This window comes from Bradyrhizobium sp. CCBAU 51627 (assembly GCF_028128765.1).
Taxonomy (GTDB): domain Bacteria; phylum Pseudomonadota; class Alphaproteobacteria; order Rhizobiales; family Xanthobacteraceae; genus Bradyrhizobium.
In genome coordinates this window covers 146,768-168,537 of the sequence record NZ_LBJG01000005.1, presented here as the reverse complement: position 1 = coordinate 168,537, position 21,770 = coordinate 146,768, and the positions used below count along the sequence as shown (strand labels likewise).

At 63.5% G+C, this 21,770-nt stretch carries 24 protein-coding genes and 2 pseudogenes; 5 read left to right on the top strand and 21 right to left on the bottom strand.

Annotation, left to right across the window (positions count from 1 at the left end):
* The first annotated feature begins 96 nt into the window (after positions 1–96).
* Complete coding sequence (locus tag XH88_RS03010) at positions 97–1,722, top strand: long-chain fatty acid--CoA ligase (RefSeq protein WP_271613930.1); 1,626 nt, start codon at positions 97–99, stop codon at positions 1,720–1,722.
* 468 nt (positions 1,723–2,190) lie between these two features.
* Here XH88_RS03010 and XH88_RS03005 read toward each other — a convergent pair whose 3' ends face one another.
* The 5 genes from XH88_RS03005 to XH88_RS02985 all read right to left on the bottom strand — a co-directional run bounded on the left by XH88_RS03005 (position 2,191) and on the right by XH88_RS02985 (position 6,832).
* Complete coding sequence (locus XH88_RS03005) at positions 2,191–3,057, bottom strand: efflux RND transporter periplasmic adaptor subunit (protein WP_271613929.1); 867 nt, start codon at positions 3,055–3,057, stop codon at positions 2,191–2,193.
* A complete protein-coding gene (locus tag XH88_RS03000; protein WP_271613928.1) occupies positions 3,054–3,260 on the bottom strand; it encodes a DUF1656 domain-containing protein in 207 nt (68 codons plus the stop codon). The genes XH88_RS03005 and XH88_RS03000 overlap by 4 nt, the downstream gene beginning before the upstream one ends.
* Entirely contained in the window at positions 3,257–5,308 is a 2,052-nt protein-coding gene (locus XH88_RS02995; RefSeq protein ID WP_271613927.1) for an FUSC family protein, read from the bottom strand. Before XH88_RS02995 ends, XH88_RS03000 begins: the two co-directional genes overlap by 4 nt.
* Positions 5,309–5,310: 2 nt before the next feature.
* Positions 5,311–5,784, bottom strand: coding sequence for a MarR family winged helix-turn-helix transcriptional regulator (locus tag XH88_RS02990; RefSeq protein ID WP_271613926.1), 474 nt, complete (start codon positions 5,782–5,784; stop codon positions 5,311–5,313).
* A gap of 139 nt (positions 5,785–5,923) precedes the next feature.
* Positions 5,924–6,832: an amino acid ABC transporter substrate-binding protein gene (locus XH88_RS02985; RefSeq protein WP_271613925.1), complete on the bottom strand. Its 909-nt coding sequence runs from the start codon at positions 6,830–6,832 to the stop codon at positions 5,924–5,926.
* A gap of 228 nt (positions 6,833–7,060) precedes the next feature.
* Here XH88_RS02985 and XH88_RS02980 point away from each other — a divergent pair, with 228 nt between their 5' ends.
* The 3 genes from XH88_RS02980 to XH88_RS02970 all read left to right on the top strand — a co-directional run bounded on the left by XH88_RS02980 (position 7,061) and on the right by XH88_RS02970 (position 10,012).
* The gene (locus tag XH88_RS02980; RefSeq protein WP_271613924.1) at positions 7,061–8,302 is read left to right on the top strand and encodes an amidohydrolase family protein; all 1,242 of its coding nucleotides are present in this window, start codon (positions 7,061–7,063) and stop codon (positions 8,300–8,302) included.
* A 38-nt stretch (positions 8,303–8,340) separates the two neighbouring features.
* Positions 8,341–9,543: an amidohydrolase family protein gene (locus XH88_RS02975; RefSeq protein ID WP_271613923.1), complete on the top strand. Its 1,203-nt coding sequence runs from the start codon at positions 8,341–8,343 to the stop codon at positions 9,541–9,543.
* 157 nt (positions 9,544–9,700) lie between these two features.
* Entirely contained in the window at positions 9,701–10,012 is a 312-nt protein-coding gene (locus XH88_RS02970; RefSeq protein WP_271614346.1) for a hypothetical protein, read from the top strand.
* 15 nt (positions 10,013–10,027) lie between these two features.
* On the opposite strand, the gene XH88_RS02965 is transcribed toward XH88_RS02970, so the two are convergent.
* The 8 genes and pseudogenes from XH88_RS02965 to XH88_RS02930 all read right to left on the bottom strand — a co-directional run bounded on the left by XH88_RS02965 (position 10,028) and on the right by XH88_RS02930 (position 16,447).
* Positions 10,028–10,945 carry a DUF1932 domain-containing protein gene (locus XH88_RS02965; protein WP_271614345.1) on the bottom strand — a complete coding sequence of 306 codons (918 nt, stop codon included), beginning with the start codon at positions 10,943–10,945 and terminating at the stop codon, positions 10,028–10,030.
* Positions 10,942–11,811, bottom strand: coding sequence for a hypothetical protein (locus tag XH88_RS02960; RefSeq protein WP_271613922.1), 870 nt, complete (start codon positions 11,809–11,811; stop codon positions 10,942–10,944). The genes XH88_RS02965 and XH88_RS02960 overlap by 4 nt, the downstream gene beginning before the upstream one ends.
* Before the next feature lie 15 nt (positions 11,812–11,826).
* On the bottom strand, positions 11,827–12,510 hold the full coding sequence (locus XH88_RS02955; protein ID WP_271613921.1) for a 4-carboxy-4-hydroxy-2-oxoadipate aldolase/oxaloacetate decarboxylase: 684 nt from the start codon (positions 12,508–12,510) through the stop codon (positions 11,827–11,829).
* Entirely contained in the window at positions 12,507–13,220 is a 714-nt protein-coding gene (locus XH88_RS02950; protein WP_271613920.1) for a PIG-L deacetylase family protein, read from the bottom strand. Before XH88_RS02950 ends, XH88_RS02955 begins: the two co-directional genes overlap by 4 nt.
* Positions 13,221–13,280: 60 nt before the next feature.
* Positions 13,281–13,577: pseudogene (locus XH88_RS02945) on the bottom strand (cation:dicarboxylate symporter family transporter); the annotation flags it as partial.
* 2 nt (positions 13,578–13,579) lie between these two features.
* Positions 13,580–14,464: an amidohydrolase family protein gene (locus XH88_RS02940; protein WP_271613919.1), complete on the bottom strand. Its 885-nt coding sequence runs from the start codon at positions 14,462–14,464 to the stop codon at positions 13,580–13,582.
* A gap of 30 nt (positions 14,465–14,494) precedes the next feature.
* Entirely contained in the window at positions 14,495–15,205 is a 711-nt protein-coding gene (locus XH88_RS02935; RefSeq protein WP_271613918.1) for a TetR/AcrR family transcriptional regulator, read from the bottom strand.
* 102 nt (positions 15,206–15,307) lie between these two features.
* Entirely contained in the window at positions 15,308–16,447 is a 1,140-nt protein-coding gene (locus XH88_RS02930) for a mechanosensitive ion channel family protein (RefSeq protein WP_271613917.1), read from the bottom strand.
* A gap of 125 nt (positions 16,448–16,572) precedes the next feature.
* Here XH88_RS02930 and XH88_RS02925 point away from each other — a divergent pair.
* A pseudogene (locus XH88_RS02925) lies at positions 16,573–17,808 on the top strand (DUF763 domain-containing protein); the annotation flags it as partial.
* 75 nt (positions 17,809–17,883) lie between these two features.
* On the opposite strand, the gene XH88_RS02920 reads toward XH88_RS02925, so the two are convergent.
* The 8 genes from XH88_RS02920 to XH88_RS02885 form a co-directional block, all read right to left on the bottom strand.
* Positions 17,884–18,114 (bottom strand): hypothetical protein, encoded by a 231-nt coding sequence (locus tag XH88_RS02920; RefSeq protein WP_271613916.1) that lies wholly within the window; start codon positions 18,112–18,114, stop codon positions 17,884–17,886.
* 30 nt (positions 18,115–18,144) lie between these two features.
* A complete protein-coding gene (locus tag XH88_RS02915; RefSeq protein ID WP_271613915.1) occupies positions 18,145–18,309 on the bottom strand; it encodes a hypothetical protein in 165 nt (54 codons plus the stop codon).
* On the bottom strand, positions 18,306–18,452 hold the full coding sequence (locus tag XH88_RS02910) for a hypothetical protein (protein WP_271613914.1): 147 nt from the start codon (positions 18,450–18,452) through the stop codon (positions 18,306–18,308). The genes XH88_RS02915 and XH88_RS02910 overlap by 4 nt, the downstream gene beginning before the upstream one ends.
* A gap of 93 nt (positions 18,453–18,545) precedes the next feature.
* Positions 18,546–18,743 carry a hypothetical protein gene (locus XH88_RS02905; protein ID WP_271613913.1) on the bottom strand — a complete coding sequence of 66 codons (198 nt, stop codon included), beginning with the start codon at positions 18,741–18,743 and terminating at the stop codon, positions 18,546–18,548.
* A 14-nt stretch (positions 18,744–18,757) separates the two neighbouring features.
* Positions 18,758–18,943 carry a hypothetical protein gene (locus XH88_RS02900; protein WP_271613912.1) on the bottom strand — a complete coding sequence of 62 codons (186 nt, stop codon included), beginning with the start codon at positions 18,941–18,943 and terminating at the stop codon, positions 18,758–18,760.
* Positions 18,944–19,088: 145 nt separating this feature from the next.
* Positions 19,089–20,360: a cytochrome P450 family protein gene (locus XH88_RS02895; protein ID WP_271613911.1), complete on the bottom strand. Its 1,272-nt coding sequence runs from the start codon at positions 20,358–20,360 to the stop codon at positions 19,089–19,091.
* Between the two features lie 88 nt (positions 20,361–20,448).
* Positions 20,449–20,775 (bottom strand): hypothetical protein, encoded by a 327-nt coding sequence (locus XH88_RS02890; RefSeq protein ID WP_271613910.1) that lies wholly within the window; start codon positions 20,773–20,775, stop codon positions 20,449–20,451.
* A 106-nt stretch (positions 20,776–20,881) separates the two neighbouring features.
* Positions 20,882–21,655, bottom strand: coding sequence for a ferredoxin--NADP reductase (locus tag XH88_RS02885; protein ID WP_271613909.1), 774 nt, complete (start codon positions 21,653–21,655; stop codon positions 20,882–20,884).
* Positions 21,656–21,770: the final 115 nt, after the last annotated feature.

The window sequence follows — 21,770 nt, the reverse complement described above, 5'->3', positions numbered from 1 at the left end:
CGTGGACGTCGCGCGGCGTTTCGCTACCCTGCACGCAAGCGCGAATGCGTCATGCGACGATATGATGTTAACACGCACGGCTTTTCGGAGGGGACGATGCAAGGATTGATGATGGACATGCCGCTCTTGATCAGCGGCCTGATCCAGTATGCCGCCGACTATCACGGCGAAGCGGAGATCGTCGCACGTGAGATCGAAGGCGACATCCATCGCTACACCTATGCCGAAGCCCATCCACGCATCAAGCGCATGGCGCTGGCGCTCCAGCGGCTCGGCATGACCGAAGGCGACCGCGTCGGCACGCTGGCCTGGAATACGCACCGCCATTTCGAGATGTTCTGCGCGGCGCCGGGCATGGGTTATGTGCTGCACACCGTCAATCCACGGCTGTTCCCCGAGCAACTCGTCTACATCATCAACCACGCCGAAGACCGCATCCTCTTCATCGACCGTGCCACTCTGCCGATCGTCGAGGCGATCGCGCCGCAACTGAAGACGGTCGAGGCGTACGTGATCATGTCGTCGCGCGAACGCATGCCGGAGACGAAGCTTGCGAACGTGCTTTGCTACGAGGAACTCCTGGAGGAGGAGTGTGACGCCGGTTTCGCCTGGCCGTCGTTCGACGAAAAATCCGCCTCCACCATCTGCTACACGTCGGGCACGACCGGCAACCCGAAGGGCGTGATCTATTCGCACCGCGCCGCAATCCTCCAGGCCATGACATCCTGCAGCGCCGACTTCATCCCCGGGCATCTCGAAGGGGTGCGTGAGGTGATGATGCCGATGGCACCGCTGTTTCACGGCAATGGCTGGAACATGCCGTTCACCGCGCCCTATACCGGCTCCAAACTGGTGCTGCCCGGCCGCAACTACGAACCGGACAAGCTCTACGAACTGCTGGAGGGCGAGAAGGTGACGCTATCGGCGGGCGTCCCGAGCTTCTGGTTGATCCTGCTCGACTGGCTCGGCCGCACCGGCAATAGATTTTCGACGCTGCGCGCAACGCTGTCGTCGGGCTCCGCACCGCCGCGCGCGATGGTCGAGAAGCTCAAGCGCGAGTACAACATCGACTACATCCAGGCCTGGGGGATGACGGAGGCGCTGGCTTGCTCGATGCCGGGGTTGCGGCCAGGCTCCGAGCATCTCAGCGAAACGGAAAAATTCGACCGGCGTCAGGTCTCCGGCCGCGCCTGCTTCGGCACGGCCTTGCGCATCGTTGACGACAGCGGCAACGAGTTGCCACGCGACGGCAAGACCGTCGGGCATCTGCGCGCCCGCGGTCCCTGGGTGGCCTCCGGCTACATGAAGCTGGACGAAGGTCTCGACCGCGACGGCTGGCTGATCACGGGCGACATGGCCGTGATCGACCAGCATGGTCACGTGACGCTCAACGACCGCTCCAAGGACGTGATCAAGTCGGGCGGTGAATGGATATCCTCGATCCAACTCGAGGACATCGCGCTGTCCCATCCCGACGTGCTGCAAGCCGCCGTGGTCGCCATCGCGCACGAGAAGTGGCAGGAACGCCCTCTCCTTCTCGTCGTCCGCAAGAAGGGCGCGACCGTCGACGGCAAGACTTTGCTCGACCATATGCGTCCCAAGATCGCGAGTTGGTGGATGCCGGATGCGGTCGAATTCCTCGACGAATTCCCGATGACCGGCACCGGAAAGGTGCTCAAATCGGCCCTGCGCGAGAAGTTCAGGTCGTATCGCGTCGGATGACGTCGGCCCACGACCTTCAAACCTTCGCGCGGCTCATCGATCAAGGAGACGCTTACTGAGCTACCGGCGAAGCCGAGTCAGGCAAATTCAAGAACGCATCGCGTCAATCGCATGGGCGATCAGAACGACTGCGCTCGCGGCAATGAGAAACACAAACAACCAGCTCACGTCCGCCTCCGATCCCGGAAGTGAACGCGTTCATCCATGCACAGTCAAAAACCATCGGTCTGGGACCGCTATTCGGCAGCTCGCTGATGCTTCGCAGCAACAAGTGCATCTGCTGTCGGTCCTAACGGCAGAACGCCAAGAGGAGCAAAGCGCCGACGATGCAGGCTGCTAGGACTAAAAACCAAACGCCCATGGAGTCCCCCGACTCATACACATCAGTCAGGATTAGCCTTACGATTTGGCATTGAAACGTTTGTTGCCGGTTTTCCCCAAGCCAAGCGTGATCATCTGCTCGCTGCGTTAGTCCAATACCTCCACGGTGGCCGAGCGCCCCGCAACCAGCGACATTCCCTCCGGCACCCTATCGAGTGCGATGCGCACGGGCACGCGTTGGGCCAGCCGCACCCAGCTGAAGGTCGGGTTGACGTTGGCGAGCAGGCTCGCGCCCTCGGCACGGTCGCGGTCCTCGATGCCGGCGGCGATGCTCTCGACGTGGCCTGTCAGCGTGCCCTTCTCACCCATCAGGCGGACCTGCGCCTTGTCGCCGGTGCGGATGCGCGCGAGCTTGGTCTCCTCGAAATAGCCTTCCACATGCAGCGTGTCGCTGTCGACCAGCGCCATCACACCTTTCCCGGCGGTGACGTAAGCGCCGGGCCGTAGATCCATATTGGTGATCACGCCGTTCACGGAGGCGCGAACCTCGCTGCGATCGAGATTGAGCTGCGCGAGCGCGCGGTCGGCAACGGCCTGATCGAAGGCAGCCTTGGCCTGAAGCTGGGCCGCGAGCACCTGCTCCTGCTTCTGTTGCGACACCGCATCCGTCGTCAGCGCGCTGTAGCGCTTCAGATCGGCATTGGCCTGATCGAGTGTGGCCTGGTGCCCTGCGACCGAAGCATCGGCCTGCCGGAGCGCCAGCGCGAACCGCTCGCGGTCGATCTTGAACAGCACGTCGCCGCGGCGGACCTTCTGATTGTCCCTGACCAGCACGTCGGTGACGAAGCCCGAGACGTCGGGCGCAACCTGCACCACGTCGGCGCGCACGCGGCCGTCGCGCGTCCAGGGCGATTCCATGTAATAGACCCAGAGCTCACGGCCGACGGCGAGCGCCGCAACGACGGCAATGATGGTCACCGCAAGCCGGCCGAGCCAGGCGAAATTCCCTTTCATGAGAGATACTCCGAGAGATAGACGACGCCGCCGAGAAGGCAGACGAAAATCGCGAAATCGAACAGCGCGCGGTGCCAGACCAGGCGGTAGAGATCGAAGCGCTGCATGAAGCGGCGGAGAAGCGCGCTCAGGGCATAGGCGACAATGATCCAGAGCAGGAGCGCCGGCACGAGCACGCCGTAGATATCGATCACATATCTCATGCCGCCGCACTCTCACCTGTGCGCGGCCGGTAGGCCGGCGCGTCGGGGAACAGGCCTCGCCTGATGCCGACAAGGCCGATCAAAGCGTCTTCGCGCGCGCTGTCATCGGTATCCTTCACGGCCTGCGCCAGCGCCCGGTCGACGCTGGTCAGAAGCTCGCGCGGCATTCCACCGCCCGCATAGTTGCGGCAGGCGATGGCAAGCTGGTCGAGCATATCGTCGATGACGGAGATGGTCGAGACCGCAAGCCGATAGCGCGCGCGGCGCAAATCGATGATGTTGATACCGATGCGGAGCTGCACGAGGCTGTCGGCGTCGCGCCGATCGCTGTCCGAGAGGAAGGCGATGCGCTGAACCAGAAGCCCGAGCCGGTGCAGCATGAGGCCCGCGAACTCCGCGCGGTCGCGCTTGCCGCGCCGCTCGGCGGCAACCGCGATCGTGATCCAGCCCGACAGGACCAGACGATTGGCGATCCACTCGGCCCCTACTCCGCGCGCGATCCGCGTCACCAGTTCGGCGATGACGACGCCGACGAAGAAGGCGACGGCAGAATTGGCGTAGGAGGCGAAATCCGCGCTGTAGGTGGATTGCAGCGCCAGCAGCGTTGCCGTGTTGGCCGCGAGTGCCATGCCGGTGCCCGCGGTCGCGGGCCGCGCGATCAGGAAGCCATAGAGCAGGAAAGTCGGCGCCAGCGCGAGGGCGAGCACTTCCAGATGCGAGATCGCAGGCACCAGCGCGAACAGATAGACCGCGACAACCACGATGGCGACCAGCGACCACAGGCCGAAACTGCGGATGAAGCGCGCAGGCTCGTCCTGCGCGGCAAAGAAGGAGCAGGCCACCGCCGCCATCATCGGCGCCGAGGCGCCGTCCGGCCAACCCGTTCCGATCCAGAACCCGCAGCAGATCAGGATGGCCGTTGCCGCGCCGGCAGCCGACCACAATGCGAGGCCGCGGTCCCGGTGACGCACGGGCGCGGCGCCAGCCTCGGAATGGAAGGCCAGGTCGAGGGTCGATACGCTGCGATTCTCGGCAATCGCCTCGGTCAGTTCGCGGCAATCGCGCGAAAGATCGACGAGTTCGCGCAATCGCAACAACAGGCTCGTCATGATGATCCGCTCCCAGGACGCGTTGTCGTCGAGTACGGCTTGCCGCTCGGCGATCATGGCGCGAACTCGTTCGGCCGGCTGCCGCGCGCTGACCTCGCTGACGATCCATTGCGCCAGATCTTCCAGCAGCCGCCTCAGCTCTGGCGGCTGCCGCAGCGCCTCCTCACCAAGGGTAGCGAGCCGGTCCTCGAGCGAGGCGATCACGGGCAGCAACATCAGCATGCGCAGCCTGACTTCGCCGAGACCGGTCACCGCGTTGCGATCGGTCAGGCGATCGTAGGCCAGGTGGGTTGAGAGCGTGTCGATCTCGACGATATCGGTCGCAAGCTTGAGCCACTTGCCGCGGCGCGTCGCCGCGCTGCCTTCGCGCAGCAGGACGAGTTGACTGAGGCGGCGTGCATCGGAAAGCCAGTTATCGACTCGAGACGCGACGGCCGGCGCAACGCTCCGCGGAAGCACGATGGTCGAGACCAGGCTGGCGCAGATGATCCCGAGCGAAATCTCCTCGAGTCTTGCCACCGCCGTGTCGAAGATCGCGCCGGGCTCGGACACAGATGGAAAGCCGATCAGCGCCACCGTGTAACCAGCCAGCATGAAGACATAGCTGCGGGGCGTGCCGTCGAGCAGCGACAGATAAAGGCAGAGCCCGACCCAGAGCGCGATGGCAAGACACAACAGCTCCGGCGCATTGATCAGATTCGGCACCAGCGCCACCGTCATGATCGCGCCGACCAGGGTACCCATGACGCGGAAAAACGCCTTCGAGCTGGTTGCGCCGGCGAGCGGCTGCGAGGTGATGTAGACGGTCGCCATCGCCCAATAGGGCCGCGGCAGGTCCATCGCGAGCGCGATGACGAGTGCCAGCATCGACGCGGCAAACGTCTTCAAAGCAAAAATCAGGTCCGCTTGGCGGACCAGGAATGGCTCATCTGCGCGCATGGTTACTTCGCCTCCGGCCCGGCCTTGGCGTCCTGTAACCGGCTGGCCCGCTGTTCGACGCGCTGAAGGGTCGCGAACGTTATCGCAAGTTCCTCGGGCGCGATATCTTTGAGCAAGCTTGCCCGCACCCGCCGCAGCACGCGGTTGGTCTCCTCGACCTTGGCTTCGCCCGCTTTGGTCAGATGGAGCGTTTTGGCGCGGCGATCCTTCGGGTCTTCACGCCGCTCCACCAGGCCTTCGGCCTGAAGCAGGTCGATCAGCCGGACCAGCGACGGTCCCTCTATGCCGAGTTCGTCGGCGAGCACGCCCTGGCGCACACTCTCGCCCTGGCGCGACAGCACGAGAAGTGGAATTGCAGTCGCGTAGGACAGGCTGTGGTCGAACAGCGCCTGATCCGACGCGCGCCGCCAAAGGCGGGCGAGGCGCGCGATGAGTCGGCCGATTTCGCCGTGGATATGAGTCTGCGAGGGGACCACGTCAACTAGATAGGAGCCTAACTATTAGCTCACAATCCTAACCCCGATCACGAAATGGCGACCAGCTCGCGGCAATCTGAGTTCCTCCGTGGCGCCTGGCGGCCGGACGACACGCCGTGCTGCTGGCCGACCCCTCGCCTCACTTCACCAAGTAAACGTCGGGATCCGCGCTCGAGCTCGGGTTCTTGAACGCGTTGCGCAAGGCTGCCGAGATTGGAACATTGTAGTTGAGACCGTTCGGCGGCGTCGGCGATTCCAGCCACTTCCTGTAGAGCACCTCGATCTCCGGGCTTGCATAGAGCTCGGCCGTGGCGCGGTCGGCCAGCGCCTTGAACGGCGCGTCGTCCCGGCGCAGCATGATCCCGTAGGGCTCGGGCTTGGAGAAGGTCTCCTCGCTGATCATGAACTGGGCCGGCTCCTTAGAGCGCGCAATGGCGACCGCGAGCTGCACGTCGTCGAGCGCATAGGCCTGCGCGCGGTCGGTCTCCAGCAACAGGAACGCTTCAGCCTGATCCACGGCCGGCATGATCTTGATGCCGAGATTGCGTTCGGAATTGACCTTGGCGAGCTGATTGAGGTTAACCGAGCCTCCCACCGCCGTGACGGCCTTGCCCTTGAGATCGTCGATGGTGTTGATTTTGGCGGCCTTCTTGGCGGCAAATCGCGTCGCGCTGAGGAAGTGCGTGTTGGTGAAGGCAACCTGCTTCTGGCGGTCGGCGTTGTTGGTGGTCGCCGAGCAATGCAAATCGAGCGTGCCGTTCACCATCAGCGGGATGCGGTTCGACGAGGTCACGGCGACGTAGTCGACGGCAATGTCGGGCATGGCGAGCTGCTTCTTCACGGCATCCACGATCTTGAGGCAGATATCCATGGCAAAGCCGATCGGCTTCTGGTTGCCGTCGAGATAGCTGAACGGCACGGAGGCTTCCTGATAGCCCAGCGTGATCTTCCTGGTCTCCTTGATCTTCAAAAGCGTGCCCGTGAGATCTTCGGCTGAAGCCGTACCAGCAAGACATGTGACGGCCAGAAGAACGGCGGATAGACGCATCGGGGGCTCCTGAAAGGGGCTGCGCCTCCATCTCGGGCGCAATCGAGATTTTGATAGCCCAGGCGCGCGCCAATCACCAGATCAGCCCGCGTCTATCAGCTATCATCGCCTTTGATAGGTGCGAGGAGATCCAGGAGAACGCATATATTTTGATCATATCCCGCGCTACATTGCTGCAGGCCTGCCATCTCCCCGATTGCTATAAGTTCTCTCTCAAGATTCCCCGCCATGATCGCCCAGACAGCCTTTGACCTGATCTTCCGCAATGCCCTGATGCGATCGTCCTCGACGCTCGTCGATATCGGCGTGAAGGGTGGACATATCGCCGCGATCGAACCACGGCTGGCGTGCGAGGCCCTCGAGGTCGATGTCGGGGGACGGCTGGCCCTGCCCGGCTTCGTCGACACCCACATCCATCTCGACAAGGCTTGCCTCCTCGAGCGCTGCGACCACATTCACGGCACGCTCGGCGAGGCGATCCGGGCCGTCTCGGCGATGAAGCGTGATTTCACCACCGACGACGTCTATGCGCGCGGCGCCAAAGTGCTCGAGCGCGCCATCGTGCACGGCACGACGCGCATGCGCACCCATGTCGAGATTGACCCGCGCATAGGCCTGCGCAGCTTTGAGGCGATCAAGGCGCTCAAGCGCGATTATGCCTGGGCCATCGATCTTGGCCTCTGCGTCTTCCCGCAAGAAGGCCTGACCAACGATCCCGGAGCCGAGGAGCTGCTGGTTAAGGCATTGCGCGACGGTGCCGATGCGATCGGCGGCTGCCCTTATACCGACACCGACCCGAACGCGCATCTCGCACGCATTTTCGATCTCGCCCAAGAGTTCGACCTCGACGTCGATCTCCATCTCGATTTCGATCTCGATCCGTCCTGGTCGCATCTCGGCGAGGTCCTCAGGCAGACCGAGCGGCGCAACTATGGGGGCCGCGTCGCGATCGGGCATGCCACAAAACTTTCCGCCATGCCGCCGGAACGGCTGAAGGCTGCCACCGCGCAACTGGCGAAGGCCGGCGTTGCCGTCACCGTGCTGCCGGCGACCGATCTCTATTTGATGGGACGCGAGGCCACCCACAACGCGCCGCGCGGGTTGACGCTCGCGCACAAGCTCGCGGGCGACGGTATCGTGTGCTCGGTCGCCACCAACAACGTGCTCAATCCCTTCACGCCGTTCGGCGATGCCTCCCTGCTGCGGATGGCGAACTTTTACGCCAACGTCGCCCACGCCACCGTCGGTGACTTCGACACCTGTCTGGATCTCGTCACCGAGCTGCCCGCGCGACTGATGAATCTCAGCGACTACGGAATCGCAGTCGGCAAGCCCGCCGATCTCGTCGTGCTCGACATCAAGGACAGCCGCTTCGCCGTCGCGGAGCTGCCGGATATCCTGATGGGCTTCAAGACTGGCCGGCAGACCTTTGAGCGGTCGCCAGCCAAGCTGCTTCGCCCGCGAAACTGAGCGCGCACGCAACATCAATCGACCAACGGAGCAACCGGATGGCCTTCGACAAGATCTTCCTGAACGCCCGCTTCGACGGCGGGACGCGGCACCATATTGCGGTCAAGCACGGCCGCATCGCCGCGCTCCTGCCGACCGATGCGCCGACAGGCATCGAGACGGTCGACCTCGCCGATGCCCTGGTCGTTCCCGGCTTCGTCGAGGGCCACATCCATCTCGACACCAGCTTCTACGGCGACGCCTGGCGTCCACACAAGCCGTGCACCAACGGGTTCAACGTGCACGAACGCGTCGCCTTCCAGGCCCAGAACATGGCCGAAGCTGCACCGATGGACGTGCGGGCGCGCAACCAGCTCGATCTCTGCATAGGCCACGGCACCACGCAAATGCGCAGCCACGTCATGGTGGACGGCTCGGTCGGCCTGAAGTCGCTGGAGACGATCTTGCGCGTGCGCGAGGACTATCGCGGCCTGATCGACATTCAGCTCGTCGCCTTCCCCCAGAGCGGCATCTTGACGAGCCCCGGCACACCGCAATTACTCGATGAGGCCATCGGCCTCGGCGCGGACCTCGTCGGCGGGCTCGATCCCGCCAGTTTCGATCGCGATGTCGAGAAACACCTCGACGTCGTGTTTGGCGTCGCCAACAAGCACGGCGTCGATGTCGATATCCATCTGCACGACATGGGCACGCTGGGCGCATTCGAGATCGAACAGATCGCGGCGCGCACCCGCGCGCTCGGCATGGAGGGCCATGTCGCCATCAGTCACGCTTACGGACTTGGCGATATCACGATGGAGCAGCTCAAAACTGTCGCCGACACCCTCGCCCGCTCCGGCGTCGCAATCATGACGAATGCACCGGGCGCCCGGCCCTTCCCGCCGATCCTGGTCCTGCGCAACGCCGGCGTCACCGTGTTCAGCGGCAATGACAACATCCGCGATTCCTGGTGGCCCTATGGTGACGGCGACATGCTGCGCCGGGCGACGACCCTAGGCTATCGCTCCGGCTTCAATATCGACGAAGAGTTGCGGGTTGCATTCGACATCGTCACCGCGTCAGGCGCCAAGGCCCTGCGACTCGAAGGCTATGGCCTGCGCGTCGGCGCCAAGGCCGATTTCGTGACGCTGGACGCGGAGCATGTGCCGGAGGCCGTGGTTGCGGTGCCACAGGGCCGCGCTGTCTACAAGGCAGGTATGCTCGTCGCGTCTAACGGTACGATTGTCGGGAGACATCGCTGATCACCGGTTTTTTTCGGCCCGATTTCCCGACAAATCGTCGTCGAATCCGAGTCCGGTAGTATCCCGGACCGTAGCCCAACGCATTGCGAGAAAGGTAGCACTAACCATAATAGCACGCGCGCCCTGACCGTCTGCGTTCTCCGGGGAAGTTATGGATCTGTTCAGCGCATTCAGCAGCATCGATTACGAATCTATTCGGGCCAACACGCCGGCCGAAATGGCCGTCAAGCGATTGAATGGCATCGGCGAAGCGCTCTCTAGCCTCGATATCTCCGCGATCCATTCGCGCGACGACATGGCCCGCGCGCTGTGGACGCTCGATACCGCCGACAAATGCATTCGCATGATCCTGACCGAGTTCAGGAGCGAGCGCACCAAGGATGTTATCAGCCAAGCCAAGAGCCTGATCGACTTGATCGAGGTAGCCCGCGACGAAGTCTCGACCTATCGTGGCATAGTCCTGAGCTGAACGTGGCGCGCGGCCTCAACGTTTGATTTTCGCCAGGATCCGATCCGCCTCGGTGCGCCAGTCCGCGCTGCGGGCAAACTCCTTCGTTCCCCTAGGCCCGAACACCCCCTCGTCGGCGAGATCGGCCACCCAGGCTTGACGCTCGGCCGTGCCTTGCGCCGACCACGGCGTCAGCCCCGCCTCGCGCACAGTCTCGGCGACCTCGCGCACTTCCTCGGCACGGCGACGACCGTGCTCGATCACGCGCTGGAAGAAATAGGCGCCCTGCTTCTCCCAATTGATCGCCGGAAACGTTTCCGCGAGCGAGGCCAGTACGGCATCCTCGACGCCATAAGCGCGCGCAGTGGTGAAGCTTTCGATCACCATGGCCTCAAGGCCCTTGATCATGATGCTGCGGCACATCTTGACGGCCGAGGACACGCCGAGCTTGTCGCTTGCGACCTTGGCCGCAAAGCCGATCGCATTCAGCAGCGGCTCCAGTTCCTTCGCGCCGGGACCGCCGAGCAGCAGCGGCACCTTGATGCGATAAGGCGGCACCGAGGTCATCACCGCGCCCTCGACATAACGTCCCGCTGCACCATCGATCAGCGCTGCTGCTCTTTGCTTGGCGCCGGGAGAAGCCGAGTTGAAATCGAGGAACCACGTGCCCTGGTTGATCGCGGCCGCGCAGGCTTTTGCCACCGGCACCGCCTGACTGGCCGTCACCGCTGAGATGATGAAATCGGATTTCGCGGTCAGTTCGGCGTGAGAAGCCGCGAGCGTCACGCCGAATCTCCTCGCATGCTCCCCGAGCGGCGCATCCTGCTCGCCACTGAGCTTGATGTCGTAGGCCGCGACCTTGATGTCCTGCTGGCGCAAATCCTCGGCCAGGATCCGGCCAACCTCGCCATAGCCAACCAGCCCGATCCGCCACCGCTTCGGATCCGCCATCAGTTCAATCCTCGTGTCGTTTCGTCGAACAGCTCCTCGACCGCATAGCGGCGCGGAATCAGCGCCTGCTGGAATGCGTAGTCGACGATCAGCTCCAACGGCTTTCTGTTCGCCTCGACCCCAAACGGAACGAGATCGGGCACTGCAGCAGGTCCCGCCTGCGCCTTGCTCCACTTGAGCAGATCATAGACTCCCGCTACGACATCAGGCCGTGATTTCGCCAGCTGCTCGGTCACGACCACGAGATGATTGACCGGGACGACGCCGCGGCGAGCGTACCATTTCGTGGCTTCCGTGGCCGGGTCGGGAAAAAGCGGCTTCAGTTTGGGATTATCAGAGGTCTCGCCAAGGACTGCGTCGAGCTCGCCGTCGAGCAGCATCTGCAAAATCTTCTTGTCCTTCGGCGCGCGTTCGGTGGTGTCGACATACTCGGCGACGTGCGGATCCTCGAACGTCACCCATTTGATGGTATTGAGATTGACGCCATAGTCGTTGGCGAGGATACCCCTGATCCAGGCGCCCGTCGTCGTCGTGAACGAGCGGATGCCGACGCGCTTGCCCTCGAGATCGGATGGCCCGAGCATCCTCTGCGCGGGATTGTAGAGCGCATAGGCATGCTGGAAGCGGCCGAGCATGGTCGCCGGCAGCAGCACCAGCGGCTTGCCGTGGGCTTTCGCCATCAGATACGTGACGATCGCCATCTCGCAGACATCGAAGGCCTGCTCGCGCACCATCGGCTTGAACGCCGTATTGGTCGGCGTGTACTCGATGAAGTCGAGGTCGAACAGGTCGGAGCGGAGCTCGCCGCTCTTCACCGCCTTCACGTGAGGGTGACTGCCGAGCACGGCCTTCAACTTGAGACGATCCATCCGCGCGCTCCGACGTCAGACATCCTCGGGATTGTCGACATAGACGAGCCCGGCCTCCGCCAGCGCCTCGCGCATGCCGTACATGTCGAGGCCAAGCTCGCCCGAAGCAAGACGCGTGCGCTTGCCGTCCTCGTCCGCATTGCGCTTCCTCGCCTTCTCGGCAACCTCCGCGGCGTAACGCTTCGGCACTACGACGACGCCGTCGCCATCGGCGACGATGATGTCACCAGGATCGACGTTCACGCCAGCACAAACCACGGGGATGTTGACCGAGCCGAGCGTGGCCTTGACCGTGCCCTTGGCCGAGACCGCGCGCGACCAGACTGGAAACTTCATCTCGTGTAGCGCTTTGACGTCGCGGCAGCCGGCGTCGATGATCAACCCCTGCACGCCGCGCGCCTGCAGCGAGGTCGCCAGCAGCTCGCCGAACATGCCGTCGGTATTGTCGGTGGTGCAGCCGACGACGAGGATGTCACCCTGCCTGCACTGCTCGACCGCTACGTGGATCATCCAGTTGTCGCCGGGCTGCGCGAGCACGGTGACGGCGGGACCGGCGATCGACGCACCGGCCCAGACCGGTCGCAAATACGGCTTCATCAGGCCGAGGCGGCCATAGGCTTCGTGCACCGTCGAGACGCCGTATTCCGCCATCCCCGCGGGATCGGCGCGCTTGATATTGCGGACAACGACCGGCTTCATGCGAGCTCCTCCGCAACGGTGGGGAACAGGCGCTGATAGGCCTCCCCATAGGTCATGGGCACGCCGGTGTTACGGCTGCCCTGGATGCCGCGGTTGAGCGCGACGCGCTCGTAATAACCCCAGAGGTGCTTTTGCGCCGCCAGGATCTGGAATGCCTCGTACTTCCCCTTCCAGACCTCGTCGATCTTGAGGATCAGGTCCGGCTTGTAATTGCACTGCTCGGGCTGGTGCGGCTCGAACAGGAACACCGGCGGCGCCGAATATTTGTACTGCGCACCGGGCTTATGCCCCATGGCCTGGGCGACGACCCGGGTCTCCTGGGCGAAGTGCGCCGCATTGGGATGGTCGAAATTGTAGGGATCTTCCAGCGCGTGCGTCAGCACGAAGCTCGGGCTGAGCTCGCGGTAGATGTCGACCATGCGGTCGAAATGCGCTTCCGTCAGCTTGAGCGGATAGTCGCCGCAATCGAAGAACTCGATCTCGGCCCCGAGCAGCTTTGCCGCGCGCTCGGCCTCGTCCTTGCGGCCGGCCTTGACCGATTCCAGCGTCGCCCCCTTTTCCTTCCAGGCGAACTGACTCTCGCCGCGCTCGCCAAAGGACAGGCAGACGATCTTCATGCGATAGCCCTTCTTCGCATGCAGCGCGATGGCGCCGCCGGCGCGCCACACGAAATCGCCGGGATGGGCGGTGATCACGAGACCTGTTTTCATGGGAGAACTCCCCTCTTGCTTCTTCAACATCAGGCTGCCTGCGTCATGGCGACAGCATTTTCACGAGGCCGCGTCAGCCACGGGTTCCTCACCGTCGAGCGCGCCCTCCCATTTGGCAATCGCGATCGTCGCAACCGCGTTCCCGATCAGATTGGTCGGCGTCAGCCCCTGTGACATCAGGCGATGGATGCCGAGCACCAGCGCCACACTCGCTACCGGAATCGGGCCGGTTGCGGACAGCGTTGCCGCCAGCACCACGAAGGCGGCTCCCGCGATGCCGGCCGCCATGGCAATGAGCACCTGGATCCAGAGCTCTTTCCACCAGGCTCGCCCCCGCGGCTTGTCGATCGCCATCGCGGTCATCGTTCGAACCCAAACAGGCGCGCGGGATTGTCGACCAGGATCTTGTGCTGAAATTCCGGCTCCGGTGCGAACAGCGGGATCAGATCGACAAGATCGCCGTCATTCGGCATCGCCTTGACGTTGGGATGCGGCCAGTCGGTGCCCCAGATGACACGGTCCGGCGCGGTCTCGACGATTTTTCGCGCGAACGGCACTGCGTCTATGAACGGCGGGCCGGCCGAGGAGACCCGTTCGGAGCCGCAGATCTTGACCCAGCACTTCTCGTCCCGCTGCATCAGCTCGATCAGGATCTTGAACGGAAGCTGGTCGAGCCCCTCGGAGGCCTTGACCCGGCCCATATGGTCGATCGTGTAGCTCAGCGGCAGCTTTGTCAGCATGTCGGCATATTCAGGCAGGTCGATCGCATCGAAATGCAGATCGATGTGCCAGCCGAGCGGCGCGACCATGGCGATGATGCGGTTGAACACGCCCCTGTCGGGAAGGCCGCCAAGATGACGGACGAAATTAAAGCGGCAGCCGCGGAAACCGCCTTCATGCAGCGCGCGAAGTTCGCGCTCGGTGATGGTGTCGTCTATGTTGGCGACCGCGCGATAGGCGCCATTGCTCTGGGCAATGGCATCGAGGGCTACCGTATTGTCGGTACCGTGCACGCTGGCATTCACAATGACGGCGCGTTCCACGCCGAGCTTGGCATGCAGGACTTTGAAGTCTTCGAGCGGCGCGTCCGGCGGCGTGTAGGATCGATCAGGCGCGTACGGGTACTTCGCCCCGGGGCCGAAGACGTGGCAATGGGCATCGCAGGACAGCTTTGGCAGCTTGAACTTCGGCGTCCGCGTGTTCGGATCGGGCGGCGGGATGGTCGGCGTGTAGGTCATCGTCATCACTTCAACCGCCGAGCGAGACGGCCTCTCTCACGTCTTGCTGCTGACGACTGTTCGCCGCCGCGCCGGCGCAGCCTGGTCGAGCGCAGGGGCCTGAAACGCGGCCACGGTGGCCTGCACCAATTGTTCGATGGCGCTAGCCGAATCGCTGCCGTCGGCCTCGCCGCGCGAGAGGCGCGAGACGCGATCCGGCGTCACCAGCGAGTAATAGAGCGCGCCGAGCAGGAAGTGACAGCGCCAGACGATGTCGGTGCGCGGAATGTGCGGCAGGCTCTCGTGGATCGCATCGATGAAGGCATGACTGGTGTCGTCGAAGGTCTGCGCGATGATTTTTCGCGCGACCTCGTTTCCTTCCGCCGACATCACGGCGCGCAGACGCGTAAAGCGCGCGCCGCCGCCGGCGAGATCGCTGCCCGAGGTGAAGGCCGGCACCACATAGGCGCGCACGATCGCTTCCAGCCGGTCCTGAAGATCGCGCACGCGCCTGGCGGCGCCGAGCAGCTCTGAGCGCCGCAGGTTCATCGGCCCGCAATGGCGCCGGTAGATCTCCAGCAGCAGGCCGTCTTTGGTCTTGAAATGATAGGTGACACTGCCGGGATTGGCCCCGGCGGCCTGCGCGATGTCGCGCACCGAGACGGCGTTGAAGCCGTTGGTGGCAAACAGCTCCTCGGCCGCGGCGAGGATTGCCTCGCGCATGTTCGGCTTGCGGGCCGTATCCTTGCTGGTGGGCTTGCGTACCATACTATTTGTACTATCGTACAACAGATCAGGTCTCGTCAACAAAAACGATGGCGGCCCGCCAGGCCGACGCCGCCGTGATCGGCGGCAACTCATCTCATTGATTCAATTGTGTGCGCTCGCCCGCATCTTCTCCGAAGCGGCGCGCCGTGGAAAGTCATCGTCATCGCCGCCGGATGGGATCAGGATCGCGCGTTCGCGCGGCAGGGCTTCGGGCATCTCATCGCGGATAAAGGCGATCAACTTCTCCCTGATCTCGCAGCGCAGATCCCAGGATTGTGGCGCGTTGCGGGCGCTGACCAGCGCGCGCAGCTCGATGGTGCGGGAATCCGCGTCGATTACCTGGAGATTGACCACCGCGCCATCCCACAGCTTGGACTCCTTCACCGCGCCCTCCAGCCAGCGCCGGATGCGCGGCACGTCGGCGCGGTAGTCAACATGGAGCGCAATCACGCCGATCAGGGACGCCGTATCGCGGGTCCAGTTCTGGAACGGCTTTTCGATGAAATACGACAGCGGCACCACCATGCGGCGCCAGTCCCACAGCCGAATCACCACATAAGTCGCGGCGATATCCTCGACCCATCCCCACTCGTTCTCGATGATGACGGCGTCCTCGATCCGGATCGGTTGGGTGATCGCGATCTGCAAACCCGCGATCAGGTTGCTGAGCAGCGGCCGGGAGGCAAGACCGACGATGATACCGGCGGCACCAGCTGAAGCGAACAGACTGACACCATATTGCCGCACCGAATCGAACGTCATCAGCGCAGCGGATACCGTGATGATGACGATGATGGTATCGATGACGCGCTTGAACACGCGGATCTGCGTGACGTGCTTGCGCGCGATGAAGTTCTCGGTGACGTCGCGGAAATTCTGCAAGTAGCGCGCAGCGCTCATGTCGACGATGCGGGTCGATATCCAGCCGATCAACGCGATGAAAGCGACCACAAACAGGCGCGTCAGCGGCGTGCGGAACGCATCATCCAAAGGCGCGAGGGGAAGGACCAAAGCGACAGCGGCCAGACACAGCGCCAGCTGCGCCGGCCCGGAGGTGCGCTCGATGAACACGCTGAGCAGCGGACGCCGGGTTCCGAAGGCACGGTTGAGCAGCCAGACCGCAAACCGATAGAAGGACAACGCGACCATGATCGCCCCGACAACCAGGCCGAGACCGATGAACCATGATGGTATCCATCCGAACATCTTGTCGACGTCGGCCATGACGACCTGCCAATTCATTCACGTGCCCGAAAATTGCATTCGCTGCTGCGCCAACGCGTTCCAGCGCGCTTCGCTCCCCCGCGCAGTGCAACGCAGCATTCCTCTGGTGCAACCGTGCCGAATTGCGCTAATTTGGAGCAGCCATGACCAGACGCACCGGCAGCGCCGATCTTCCTCTTCATAGCGGACGAGTTCCGCCGTGGCTGGCCAGCCGCATGGCCTCGCTGGGCGCGATCGTCACGCAGGCGATCGTGCATCATTACGGCCGCGACGCCTTCATGCAGCGGCTATCGCATCCATTCTGGTTCCAGTCGTTCGGCGCCGTGATGGGAATGGACTGGCATTCCTCGGGCATCACGACCTCCGTGATCGGTGCGCTGAAGCGCGGGCTCGGGCCCCTCCAGGACGAGCTCGGCATTTATGTCTGCGGCGGCCGCGGCCAGCATTCGCGCAAGACGCCGGACGAGCTGTCGCAACTCGGTGATCGTGTCGGCTTCGACGGTGCAAAGCTCACGCGCGCCAGCCGGCTCGTGGCGAAGGTCGACAGCGCCGCCGTGCAGGACGGCTTTGATCTCTATCTGCACGGCTTCTTCGTCACCGCCGACGGCAAGTGGACGGTGGTGCAACAGGGCATGAACGGCGACAAGCGCCAGGCCCGACGCTATCATTGGCATTCGGAGGCACTGAAGAGCTTTGTCGATACGCCGCACAGCGCGATCGACGGCCCGCAGCAAGGCGAGATCGTCAATCTCACTGACCATCGCGCCGATCTCTCGCGCACCGCGCAGCTCGATCTGCTCGGCGAGCTCGGCCCCGATCGCATCCTCGCGGAATTCGAGCGGCTCGCCGGCACGGTGGCCGTACCGGCGCAGGCCATGCTGCCGCACCTGATCATGCCTGATCATCACGACGTCAGGCCGAACGATGTGTTCGCGCGCCGCCTGCACGGCACGCTCGCGGCGGCTGCCGAACGCGGGCCGGTCGATTTCCCCGAGTTGCTGCTGACGCCCGGCGTCGGCGCGCGCACCGTGCGCTCGCTCGCCATGGTCGCCGAGGTCGTCCACGGTGCGCCCTATCGCTTCCGGGACCCCGCGCGCTTCTCGCTCGCCCATGGCGGCAAGGACCGGCATCCCTACCCCGTTCCGATCAAGGTCTATGACGAGACCATCCGCGTCCTGAAAGGCGCGATCCAGAGCGCAAAACTCGGGCGCGAGGAGGAAATGCAGGCGATCAAGCGCCTCGACGATCAGGCGCGCCGCCTTGAGCGCACAGCGGATGGGCCGTCGGTGGAATCGTTCATTGCAGGTGAACGTGCCGCATCACCGGACCTCGACGGGCGCTCCGTGTTCGGCTGGGAACGCGATCTGGTCTCCGCAAAAAGCGGACCGGCTGAACACCGGTCCGCAGCTTCTCGGTCGAGGGAGGATACGACCGGCGTCTTCGGTTCTCAGCTCTTAGTCATCGTCATGTCCCAGCCGGTTGGCGGAATGGTCCTGATACTGCTCGGTCTGGATCGATTTTCCGTCCATGCCGCGGATGTCGGAATGTTGAGCCTTGTCCCGGTTGGACAGCACCATGTTGTCGCCGATCTTCTCTTTTGAGACCTCGGCAAAAGCGCCGGTGCCGTTGCCTTTGCCATGCATGCCCGATCTGAAGTGGGTCTTGCTGCCATTCCCAGCTGGCATTCGGTTTCTCCTCTTGCAGTTGTCCGCTCGTCATTCCTGCGATGGGCGACCGTCCTTCCCGGTCGGAGCACCGACGCGACGCGGCGTATCCTCCTCGGGGCGCAAAGCCTGATCCAGCTCTCGCGCGTCGGGGAAATCCGGCTTGCGCTCGAGGATTCGCCGCTGTTGTTCGTGCGTCTTCTTGCCCTGCATCATGGCCTCCGTCCTCTGCGAGGGGCCCCACTATGTGCCACGTCCTTGTCGATGCCGCCGGCAAAGGTCACATCGTTCTCCAGATCGCCTTCGATCGTATTCTCGCCGAGCGCATCCTCGACATCGTCGGGCGATGCGGCCGCCATGTTCGCGCCTCGGGACCCGCCGATCAACGGGTTCTGACGAAGATCCTTGCTTGTCGGTGCGCCTAGTTTTGCGTGCTTGCTGCTCATGATTGATCAGCCTCCGCTCTTGTCTGCGGGATCGTGCCTGTGATGAGAATCACGTTCGCCTCCGCCGCCGGATACGCGGCTGCGTCGGCGCTGAGGATCGTCAGGCGGTGGCTTCTTGACTTCGAGCGGCGCCTTCGCGTTCTCGTGCGAGGCGCCGGGGCCGCCCTGACGAATGCTGTTCGGTGTCTTGGTGGATGTCGACATGAAAGTCGCCCTCCTCAGCGATCCTGCTGATAACCTTGATTGGTCGTATTCTGCTTGATGTTGCCCTGCTGGCCCTGCTCGCTCGGGTTCTCCACGCGTTGCCGGCCGCGAGGTGCCTGATTGGCCGACATTTGCTTGTCGTCGCCAGTTCCCTTTCGGCTTTGATTGTCCGGCGGAACAGGTGGCATTTTGCTGGTCATGATGCTGCCTCCTGAAATGTAAGAACTGCGGGTGCAGGTGGCGCGGAACTGGTGCCCACCATCGCCGCGAGGTCTCAGTGACAACTGATGTCACCGAGCCCCGTTCCTGGCAGGTCGCATACCGTAATCTTTTCGCTGGGGCGCGTCAGTTCACCTGAGCAAGGGAACGATCGACCGTCGCGAACGGCGCAGCCGCGTCGCCTGTTCCGCCTGTCTCTGCCGTTACAGGGAGTTTCGCAATCGCGCGAAGGCCCGGCCGCTTGCGCCAGTGAATCTGCGATGGATCGACGGCAAGACCGAGACGCGGCCAGCGCGTGAACAGCGCCTTGAGCGCACACGCGCCTTCGATCCGCGCAAGTTGATGACCCAGGCAGAAATGGATTCCCGTGCCGAAGGAGATATGACGGTTCGGCTTGCGCGCAAGATCGAGCTGCTCGGGCCGGTCGTGCACCGCCGGGTCCATGTTGGCGGCGGCAAGCATGACCATGACGCGATCGCCCTTCTTCAGTTGCACCCCGTCGAGCTCGACATCCCGCCGCACATAGCGCGGCTTTGAAAATTGCACCGGCGAGACGAAACGCAGAAACTCCTCGACGGCGATCCCCACGCGGTTCCAGTTCTCTTCCAGCCAGTCACGCAGACCCGGATTCCTGAGCAGCTCGTAAACGGAGCCGCTGATGAGATGCGTCGTGGTCTCGGAGCCCGCCGCAAGCAGCAGGAACACCATCGAGACCATTTCGTCCGGCGTGATCTTGCCACCCTCGCGTTCGACCTGAACCAACTCGGCGATCAGACCTTCGCCACCCTGCTCGCGCGCGACCTGCAGCTGCTCGGCGAGATAACTCCGCATCCTGCGGAACGCGAACAGCAGGCGAAAGAAGCTGACGATGCTGGTCAGCGAAGACATCGCATTGGCCCACGCGATGAAGCGCGGGCGATCGGCCATCGGCAGGCCGAGCAGCTCCGAAATCACCGACAGCGGCAGGATGCGCGCATAGCGCTCGACGAGATCGGCCGGGCTTCCGTTCGCAAACAACCCCGCAGCAAGGTCATCGGCAATAGCCTGGATGCGCGGCTCCATTGCAACGATGGCGCGGCGACGGAAGGCTTCGTCCACGATGCTGCGCAGCCTGGTATGGTCAGGCTCGTCCATTGTCAGCATGTTGTTGGCGATGGTCCTGACCAGCCCCGGCATCCACCAGCGCAGGCCGGCTACGTCGCCGTCTTCCTTCCGCAGCGTAAAGATCGTGCTGTCCTTCAGCACCTGCGCGGTCGTGTCGTGGGTCGTGGTGATCCAGACATCGCCGACGAGGGGAAAGCGTGTCGCGACCACAGGGCCGGACGCCCGCAGGGTCGCAATGGCCTTGGGCGGATCGCGAAAGAAGGTCTCGCTGGTGAAATCGAGGCGCGGTGCCATGGGATCACCGGGATGGTTGACGCCTCAACCAGATGGTGAGCGACGCCGCTGATGCAAGGACCGGAACCAGCGTTCGCGCGGAGCCGACTTAACTCCGTCCCGGCGAGCGCGGACCGGCCTTGCGTTGCTGCTGATTGGTGTAGGCGTCCCAGTGGCTCCAGCTGCCGTTGCTCAGGCTTTGCAGATCGGTGCCGAGTGGTCGACGCGTGCGCTTGTCGTGATCGGCGATGGCGCGCTCGGACTGCGCGATCTTGCGCTTCAGTTCCGCGATCGCCTTCTGGGTCTGGCCGTTGCGCTTCGAGGACGCGATCTCGCCCATCGTGAAGCGTGCGGTCTCCAGCGCCTTCAACTCGACGCGGTTCTTCTTCAACTGAACCCGGTGCCAGGCGATGTTGCTGTCACTGTCCGCAACCATGTGGGAACTCCGCTGATTCGGTCCCACAGTGTATCAAGCGCCGAATCGGCGCCGCAACGCCCGCAGGGCGGCGAAAATGCGGTGTTATTGTGCGGGTCTTGCCGGCTCAGCGCTCGGCAAAGGCCTTTTCGACCACGAATTGGGCCGGCTCGCCATGATTTCCCTCGGCGAAGCCGCGCTCGCCCAGCAGCACGCGGGTGTCCGCCACCAGCGCCGGGCTGCCGCAAATCATCACGCGGTCGTGGGCAGCCTCGAGCACCGGCAGGCCGATATCGGCGAACAGCTTGCCTGACGTGATGAGGTCGGTGATGCGGCCGCGGTTGCGGAAGGGATCGCGCGTCACGGTCGGATAGTAGATCAACTGGTTCTGGATGTACTCGCCGAGCAGTTCGTCCTTCGGCAGGTGCTCGGTGATCATCTCGCCATAGGCGAGCTCCTTGACGTGGCGGCAGCCGTGCAACAGCACCACCTTCTCGAACCGCTCATAGGTCTCGGGGTCCTTGATCACGCTCAGGAATGGAGCAAGGCCCGTACCGGTGCCGATGAGGTAGAGGTTGCGACCCTCCTCCAGATTGTCGATGACGAGCGTACCGGTAGCCTTGCGGCTGACGATGATCTCGTCGCCCTCTTTCAGATGCTGGAGCCGCGAGGTCAGCGGTCCGTCCGGCACCTTGATCGAGAAGAACTCGAGCGTGTCCTCGTAATTGGCGCTGGCGACGCTGTAGGCCCGCAGCAAGGGCTTCTCGCCGACCTTGAGCCCGATCATGGTGAACTCGCCATTGCGGAAGCGGAAGGTCGGGCTGCGGGTGGTCTTGAAGGAGAACAGCGTGTCGGTCCAGTGGTGGACGCTCAAAACGCTTTCCTGATTGAAATTGCTCATCTCACCTATCCGTGTCGCATCTATGCGTTTTCGAGGCGGGCAGCTATGCGTCGTTTGTACACGATCATTCGTATACTAATGAATAATCCTGCTTGATCCCGCGGTCAAGGCTGCC